The following is a 6,779-nucleotide window of genomic DNA, read 5'->3' as shown; positions in this document are numbered from 1 at the left end:
GGTCGCGGTGGTGCCACGAGCGGGGTAAGCCTGGTGACATGGCAGAACTCGACGATCACATCCGTGTCCGCGGTGCGCGTATCCACAACCTCCAGAGCGTGGACGTGGCCATGCCCCGCGACGCGATGGTGGCGTTCACCGGGGTGTCCGGCTCCGGCAAGTCATCGCTGGCGTTCGGCACCGTCTACGCCGAGGCCCAACACCGGTACATGGAGTCCGTCGCGCCCTACGCCCGACGCTTGCTGAGCCAACTCCCCGACCCACAGGTGGACGCCATCACCGGGTTGCCCCCGGCGGTCGCCCTCGCCCAGGCGCGCAGCGCGCCGTCGAGCCGCTCCACGGTCGGCACGCTCACGATGATCTCCAACTCGCTGCGCATGCTCCTGTCCCGCGCCGGTGATCACCCGCCGGGCGCCGCGCGCCTGGACTCGGACTCCTTCTCCCCCAACACCGCCGTCGGCGCCTGCCCGGTCTGCCAGGGCGAGGGCGTCGAGCACCGGGTCACGGAGGACTCCCTGGTCCCCGACCCGTCGTTGAGCATCGCCGAGGGCGCCATCGCCTCCTGGCCCGGCGCTTGGCAGGGCAAGAACCTGCGCGACATCCTCGACACCCTCGGCCACGACATCCACCGTCCCTGGCGGGAGCTGCCCCCGAAGGAACGGGAGTGGATCCTGTTCACCGACGAACAGCCCGTGGTGACGGTCCACCCGGTACGGGAGGCGGGGCGGACCCACCGGCCCTATCAGGGCGAGTACAGCAGCGCGCGCCGGTTGGTGCTCAAGGCCTATGGCACCTCCGCCAGCGAGGCACGGCGGCGGAAGGCGGCCGCGTTCATGGAGAACCGCACCTGCGGCGCGTGCGGTGGGCTCCGGCTGCGACGGGAGGCGTTGCAGGTGACCTTCGCCGGGCACGACATCGCCGAACTCACCCGGATGCCCCTGGTCGAGCTCGCGGCGCTGTTGCGGCCTCACCGTGGTGAGGAGGGCGCCGCGGGCGTGCTCGCCGGCGATATCGTCGGCCGCGTCGACGTGCTGGTGGAACTGGGTTTGGGCTACCTCGACGTGGCCCGGCCGGCGCCCACGCTCTCGCACGGTGAGCTGCAACGCCTGCGGCTGGCCACCCAACTGCGCACCGCCCTGTTCGGGGTGGTGTACGTCCTGGACGAACCCTCGGCGGGGCTGCATCCGGCCGACCGCGAGGCGCTCAACGGGATCCTGCGCAGACTGAGGGACGGCGGCAACACCGTCTTCCTCGTCGAGCACAACCTCGACGTCGTGCGCGCCTGCGACTGGGTCGTGGACGTGGGTCCGGCCGCCGGGGAGAACGGTGGTCGTGTGCTGTTCAGCGGCCCGGTCGAGGGGCTGCGCGGTGAGGACCGGTCGGTCACGCGCCGCTACCTGTTCGAGGAGGTGGTGCCGGTCCGGTCCGCACACGAGCCGCGTGGTGTCCTGGAACTGCGCGGGGTGGACCGCCACAACCTGCGGGGCCTGGACCTCGACCTCCCCCTCGGGGTGTTCACCGCCGTCACCGGGGTCTCCGGGGCGGGCAAGTCCAGCCTCCTGGCCGCGGTGGAGGAACGCGCCTCCGCGCGGGGCCGCGTGGTGTGGGTGGACCAGCAGCCCATCGGACGGACCCCGCGCTCCAACCTGGCCACGTACACCGGGCTGTTCGACACGGTGCGTCGGCTGTTCGCCGGTACCGACACGGCGCGGGACCTCGGCTTCGGGGCGGGCCGGTTCTCCTTCAACGTGGCGGGGGGTCGCTGCCCGACCTGTGAGGGTGAGGGGTTCGTGTCGGTGGAACTGCTGTTCCTGCCCACCACCTACGCCTCCTGCCCCACGTGCGGCGGGTCCCGGTACAACCCCGAGACGCTGCGGGTCACCTATCGGGGCAGGACCATCGCCGACGTGTTGGCGATGTCGGTGGAGGAGGCCGAGACGTTCTTCGCGGAGGTGGCGCCGGTGCGCCGGGCGTTGGAGACGCTGCGCGCGGTCGGCCTGGGCTACCTGAGGCTGGGTCAGCCCGCGACGGAGCTGTCGGGTGGTGAGGCGCAGCGCATCAAGCTCTCCGGCGAACTCCAGCGCCGGCGCGTGGCCGACACGGTCTACCTGTTGGACGAGCCGACCACCGGGTTGCACCCGCACGACACCGACGTGCTCATGGACCGTCTGTGGGACCTGGTGGGCGCGGGGGCCACGGTGGTCGCCGCCGAGCACGACATGCGGGTGGTGGCGTGCGCGGACCACGTCATCGATCTCGGACCGGGCGGCGGCGCCGAGGGCGGCCGGATCATCGCGCGGGGCACCCCGGAGCGGGTCGCGGGCACCCCGGACAGCCGGACCGGACGCTACCTCAAGGACGTGCTCGCGGGGCGCTGACGAGTCGACGTCTCGGCATGTGGACCTGTCGCCGTGCGGATTTGTCGACCCTGCAAAGTGACCATGCGGTCGCGAGGGGTTCGAAGTGCCTGAACAACCGGGGTTCCCCACCGACCGTTCGGTCAGGTCGCATGCCCTCAACTGGGAAAAGTTCCACCCGGGTGTAGAAAGTGGCACTGCTCACATGGCATGGTGTCCTAGGGCTCTGGCGCATGTCGTCCCTATCCCGCTCCGTCGTCACCCGTGTTTCGCCGGAGTGGAGTGTGCGTTGTGAGCCCGCCAGCGAACCCGGCCACGGCCGGCAGAGAAATACGGAGCAGTGATGGCGACTTCCGACGCCGCGACCCCCGGTCCCAAACCGCTCGACCAGAAGGAGCGGCGCAAAGTACTCGCGGGGACGATGGTCGGCACCACGATCGAGTGGTACGACTTCTTCATCTACGCCCAGGCGGCCGGTCTGGTGCTGGCACCGCTGTTCCTGGCGCCGCTGTCCGACAGCAACCCGGTCGTGGCCCAGGTGCTCTCCTTCGCCACTATCGGCATCTCGTTCCTCTTCCGTCCCCTGGGCGCGATCGTCGCGGGCCACCTCGGCGACCGCTACGGACGGAAGAGGATCCTGGTGGCGACGCTCGTCATGATGGGTGTGGCGACCTTCATCATCGGCCTTCTGCCCACCTACGCGCAGATCGGTGTGGCCGCCCCCATCCTGCTGATCTTCATGCGCATCCTCCAGGGTTTCTCCGCCGGTGGCGAGTGGGGCGGCGCCGCCCTGATGTCGGTGGAACACGCTCCGGTGGGCAAGCGCGGCTACTTCGGCGCCTACCCGCAGATCGGTGTGCCCTGCGGCATGATCCTGGCGACCTTCGTCGTCTGGCTCATCACCGCGATCATCGGCACCGAGGCCTTCCTCGAGTGGGGTTGGCGCATCCCGTTCCTGCTGTCCTTCGCGCTGATCATCATCGGTCACCTCATCCGCAAGACGGTCGAGGAGTCCCCGGTCTTCCAGCTCATGCAGGAGCGTCGGGCCAAGTCCTCCGCGCCGCTGGGCCGTCTGTTCCGTGAGAACTCCCGCGAGGTCATCCTCTCGGCCCTGATCTTCGTGGCCAACAACGCCGCCGGTTACCTCGTCATCGCGTTCCTGGCCACCTACGCCTCACGCCCGGTCGAGGAGTTCGGTCTGGGCATGGAGCGCGGCCCGGTCCTGTTGGCGACCACCCTGGCCTCCTTCGGCTGGCTGGTCTCCACGCTCTACGGCGGCTGGATCTGTGACCGGATCGGCCGGGTGCGGACCTTCCAGATCGGGTACGTCCTGCTCGCCGTCTGGGCCGTGCCGATGTGGTTCATGGTCGACACCGCGAACATCTACATGTACTTCCTGGGCGTCTTCGTCTTCACGTTGACCTTCGGGCTGAGCTACGGGCCCCAGTCCGCGCTCTACGCGGAGATGTTCCCGGCCGAGATCCGCTACTCGGGCGTCTCGATCGGCTACGCGCTCGGCGCGATCCTGGGCGGTGCCTTCGCCGCGATGATCGCCGAGCTGCTGCTCACCAACTTCGGTGCCTCGTGGACGATCGGCGTCTACATCGTCGGTCTCTCCGTGGTCTCCTTCATCGCCGTCTCCCTGGTGAAGGTCAAGGAGGGGGTCGACCTGCACGCGGACGAGGTCGAGGTCATCAAGTAGGCACACCCGCCTGAGGAACGGGGCGACGGATCGTGCGAACGATCGGTCGCCCCGTCGTCTTGTCCACGGGCCGACCCATGCCGGATGCTGGTCCCGTTCACGGACCTGAAGAAGGGTGGCGCGGTGCTCGACGGGATGCGTTGGTGGAACGAACCACCGGAGTGGCGGTCGGAGGAGGGCGTCCTCACGGTCACCACCGGGGACCGGGCCGACTTCTGGCGGGAGACCTACTACGGGTTCGTCCGGGACGACGGGCACTTCTACGCCGCCGAGGTCGAGGGCGACTTCACCGTCCAGGTGACCTTCTCCGGCGACTACGAGGAGCTCTACGACCAGCTCGGTCTGATGGTCCGGGTGGACGAGGCGAACTGGGTCAAGGCCGGGGTCGAGTACACCGACGGTGTGCCGCACCTGAGCGCGGTCGTGACCCGGGAGGTCTCGGACTGGTCGGTGGTGGTCCCGGAGGATCGAGGACCGGAGTTCACGCTGCGGTTGACCCGGCGTCGGGACTCCGTCCAGGTCCAGTACCTGGACGGCGCCGCATGGCGGATGCTGCGGCTCGGGCCGCTGGCCCCGGCGGAGCGGTGTCGGGTGGGCGTCATGTGCTGCTCCCCGCAGCGGGCCGGGTTCCGGGCCCGTTTCCGGGACCTGACGCTCACGCGCCGGGTGCCCGCGGAGATCCACTAGAGGAAAGGTCGACCTGTCGACACGTCCGTCGGTGGACGTGTCGACAGGTCGACCGGTGGGCCCGTCGGCCGTGAACGGGGTACGGCCGAGGGCCGGGTCAGCCGACGATGTCGATGACGTGGTCGATGACCTGGCTGTTCCACATCAGGGAGATGTGCTCGACGCATCCGACCTGGATGTTGTCGGCTCCGGGCAGGGAGGTGCTGTCGGTGGGCGAGATGACGATGTCGCAGGACGAACGCAGGGTCGTGTAGCCGACGGGACCGGGGGTCGGGTCACCGCTGTTGAGGTCGCTGAGGAAGGCGGACCCGTGCCGCATCTCGTCGCACGGGGTGATCGGCGACGGGCACAGGTTGGCGATGTCGGTCCCGTTGTTGGGGCCGCCGAGCGAGATCCACTGGTCGACCGTCTCGGTGCCGCCGAGGTTCTTGATGTAGTAGCGCGAGGAGAGGCCGCCCATGGAGTGGGTCACCAGGTGCACGCGGTCGGCGCCGTGCTGGTCGCGCACGCCCTCGACGTGGTCGTCGAGGTAGCCGGCGATGGTCGTGTTGGAGCGTGCCCAGTCGTAGGAGAAGTCGTGCAGCCGGTCCTCGGGGTAGCCGGAGTCGACGAGGGCGGCGCGCATGTCGTCCCACTGGTTGCCCTTGCCCATGAACCCGTGGATGAAGACGATCGGGGTGTGGGAGTCGGCGGTGGCGGGGGCGGCCTGCAGCGCCGCGGTGAGGGCGAGGACGAGTCCGCACAGGAGGGAGGTCAGGCGTCTCATGGGAGCTCCGTGAATGGGGGAAGCGGGGACCTTGATTGTGTGCGCCGGGTCACGCTGTGCGCATCGGCTGAATCGCCGGTCTCTTTACTCGGACTTAACTCACGGGTAACTTCGTGATGTGATCAGCGTGACCCCGCTCACGCGCCGTGCTCCCCTGTACGGACGTGACCGCGCACTCTCCCCCGTCCGCCGCCTCGTCGACGCCGCCCGATCCGGTTCCGGCGGCGCCCTGATCGTGACGGGCGCGCCCGGCATGGGCAGGACCGCGCTGCTCGACCGGGCCCGCGCCGAGGCCCACGACCTCACCGTTCTGCACGCTCGGGCCACCCCGAGCGAACAGGACGTCCCCCTGGCCGGACTGCACCAGCTCCTCACCCCGGTCCTGGAGCACCTGTGGCGCCTCGCCCCCGCACGCCGCGCGGTGCTCGCCCAGGCCCTGGAGACCGGGGTCTCAACGGGACCCCTCCCCCTCGCCAACGCCGTCCTCGGCCTGCTGACGGTGGTCGCCGAACAGGGGCCCCTGATGGTGTGCGTGGACGATCTCCACCTCCTGGACCCGCCGTCCCTGGAGGCCACGGCCTTCGTGGCCCGCCGGCTCCCCCGCCGGGGTGTGGCCGCACTCTTCAGTGCCCCCCGGGGACAGGCCGACCGTCTCGCGGGGGTCCCCTCGCTCTCCCTGGGGCCGTTGGACCGCGCCGACCTCGTCCACCTCCTCACCGCGAGCGCCGACCTCGCCCCCTCGGTGGCCACGGAGCTCGCGGACCGGGCCGAGGGCAACCCCGGTGCCGCTCTGGAGGCCCTGGCCGCCGCCGTCCCCGCCCAACGCACCGGGGCCATCGCGCTCGACCGACCACCACGCACCCGGGGCGACCTCACCGACCGGTACGCCCGCGCGGTCGCCACGCTCCCCGACCCCGTACGTCTGGCGCTCCTACGGGTCTGCGCCGAACCTCGGTACCGGCCGACCGGAGACCTCGAACCCGCCCGCCGAGCCGGTCTGGTCACCGAGGTCGGCGGAGCGATCGTGCCGGCCCACCCGCTCGTGCGCTCCGCCTGCTACCACGGCGCCTCACCCGCCGAACGGAGCGCCGCCCACCTGGACCTGGCCCCGGAACACGACGCCGACCGGGCCGCCTGGCACCGGGCCCTGGCCGTGCACGCCCCCGACGAGCGCGCCGCCGCCGACCTCCAGGCGGCCGCCCTGCGCGCGGTGGACCGGCACGGACACCGTCTCGCCGCGCTCCTGCACGAACACGCCGCCCGCCTC

The 6,779-nt window shown here is 70.5% G+C and carries 5 protein-coding genes; 4 read left to right on the top strand and 1 reads right to left on the bottom strand.

Annotated elements, in window-relative coordinates; genetic code table 11:
- Positions 1 to 38: 38 nt before the first annotated feature.
- The 3 genes from DSY14_RS26235 to DSY14_RS26225 all read left to right on the top strand — a co-directional run bounded on the left by DSY14_RS26235 (position 39) and on the right by DSY14_RS26225 (position 4,746).
- Positions 39 to 2,378 (top strand): excinuclease ABC subunit UvrA, encoded by a 2,340-nt coding sequence (locus DSY14_RS26235; protein ID WP_211719293.1) that lies wholly within the window; start codon positions 39 to 41, stop codon positions 2,376 to 2,378.
- Positions 2,379 to 2,700: 322 nt separating this feature from the next.
- Positions 2,701 to 4,059 carry an MFS transporter gene (locus DSY14_RS26230; RefSeq protein ID WP_211719292.1) on the top strand — a complete coding sequence of 453 codons (1,359 nt, stop codon included), beginning with the start codon at positions 2,701 to 2,703 and terminating at the stop codon, positions 4,057 to 4,059.
- Positions 4,060 to 4,143: 84 nt separating this feature from the next.
- The gene (locus tag DSY14_RS26225) at positions 4,144 to 4,746 is read left to right on the top strand and encodes a DUF1349 domain-containing protein (RefSeq protein WP_211719291.1); all 603 of its coding nucleotides are present in this window, start codon (positions 4,144 to 4,146) and stop codon (positions 4,744 to 4,746) included.
- A gap of 97 nt (positions 4,747 to 4,843) precedes the next feature.
- Here the strand turns inward: DSY14_RS26225 and DSY14_RS26220 are convergent, their stop codons facing one another.
- Positions 4,844 to 5,512 carry a triacylglycerol lipase gene (locus tag DSY14_RS26220; RefSeq protein ID WP_211719290.1) on the bottom strand — a complete coding sequence of 223 codons (669 nt, stop codon included), beginning with the start codon at positions 5,510 to 5,512 and terminating at the stop codon, positions 4,844 to 4,846.
- 118 nt (positions 5,513 to 5,630) lie between these two features.
- Between DSY14_RS26220 and DSY14_RS26215 the strand changes: the two genes are divergently transcribed.
- A partial coding sequence (locus tag DSY14_RS26215) for an AAA family ATPase (RefSeq protein WP_211719289.1) occupies positions 5,631 to 6,779 on the top strand: 1,149 nt, incomplete at its 3' end.

It is taken from the genome of Nocardiopsis sp. MG754419 (assembly GCF_018207095.1).
Lineage (GTDB): Bacteria > Actinomycetota > Actinomycetes > Streptosporangiales > Streptosporangiaceae > Nocardiopsis.
The sequence above is the reverse complement of the archived record's forward strand: the minus strand, read 5'-3'. Positions and strand labels throughout refer to the sequence as shown.